Origin of the sequence: Paenibacillus sp. 598K (assembly GCF_003851045.1) — a bacterium.
Taxonomy (GTDB): domain Bacteria; phylum Bacillota; class Bacilli; order Paenibacillales; family Paenibacillaceae; genus Paenibacillus_D.
On record NZ_BFBX01000012.1, the window covers coordinates 78,920 to 80,267 of the forward strand.

Consider the following 1,348-nt stretch of genomic DNA (forward strand, 5'->3'; position numbering starts at 1 on the left):
TCCGCGAGCCGCTCCCGGAAGCCGCGCAGCCGCTCTCTGCTGCTCATGATGTCCAGCCCCTCGACGAGCACGCCGAGCCGATGATGACCGCCATTCAGCAGATGCTCCGCCGCCAGCCGCCCGCCATAGCGGTCGTCGGCGACGACCGTATGGACAGGCACCGCAGGCACCTCGCGGCCGATGACGACCGCCGGCGTCTCCATATCCAGCTCGCGCAACAGCTCGCCGCTGTCCATCCCGGTGCCGATGATGATGCCGTCGACCTGCTTTTGCCGCAGCACGGCGAGGTACTGAGATATCCGCTCCTCGCGGTTGTCGGTGCTGCAGATGATGATGCTGTAGCCCAGTTCATGGCCCCGATCCTCGACGCTGCGCGCCACCTCTGCGAAGAACGGATTGGCGATGTCGGGGATCAGCAGGCCAAGCGTATACGTATGCTTGCCTGTCAGCGCCGAGGCGATCCGACTCGGCTGATAACGCAGTCGCTCCATGATCGCGAGGATCTCCCGCCGCTTATCGGCGCTGATCTTGCCCTTCTGGTTGATGACCTTGGATACGGTAGCGATCGAGACGCCGGCTTCGCGGGCGATGTCATAGATGGTAGCTCTCATCATGTTTCCTCGCTCGTCAGATTATTCCTGTCTCAGTTCGCGGAGGTTCGGCTACTGGCCCAACATCCACTCATGGTCCGGGTCGTTGTAGAACTTCCAGGTGCGGCGCGGACCGGCCATCACATTGAGATAGTACACCTCATAGCCGGCCGGCGCGCCAACCGGGTGATAGCCGTGCGGCACCAGCACCGCCTCGCCGTCGCACACAGTCAGCGTCTCGTCGAGCGAACGGTCATCCGTATAGACGCGCTGCACGGCAAACCCCTGCGGCGGATCGATATGGTAATAATACGTCTCCTCCAGCTCCGACTCGAGCGGCAACGCGTCGCGATCATGCTTGTGCGGCGGGTAGCTCGACCAATTGCCCCCTGGCGTGAACACCTCGACGACAAGCAAGCTGTCCGCCGGCTCCTGCTCGGGCAGGATATTATGCACCAGTCGCTCATTGCTGCCGACGCCTCGCAGCTCGACGCCCACCTGCTCAGGGGCGATCAGCCGGGCGGCATGGCCGCCGTGCCACGGCGCCGAGCAGACAGCCAGCTCCAGCTCGGTGAGCGCCGTCACTTGATACGTCTGTTGTCCGGGCACATAGACCGCATAGGGGGGGATCTTCTCGAATACGCTCATCCGCTGCCCGATCCCCTCCCAGCTCTGGCCTGCCGCCGTTACATCGGCCCGCCCGCTCACCAGCACGAGACAGACCTCGTCCTCGCCGGTCGAGCGCTCCAGCGTCCGGC

The 1,348-nt window shown here is 64.2% G+C and carries 2 protein-coding genes; both read right to left on the reverse strand.

Translation table 11 applies throughout. The annotated features are described in order from the left end of the window. A partial coding sequence (locus PA598K_RS37780; protein WP_260405284.1) for a LacI family DNA-binding transcriptional regulator occupies positions 1-611 on the reverse strand: 611 nt, incomplete at its 3' end. A 51-nt stretch (positions 612-662) separates the two neighbouring features. Continuing rightward, positions 663-1,348 (reverse strand): 5-deoxy-glucuronate isomerase (iolB, locus tag PA598K_RS05825; protein WP_128656031.1); only part of this gene is annotated, 686 nt, incomplete at its 5' end.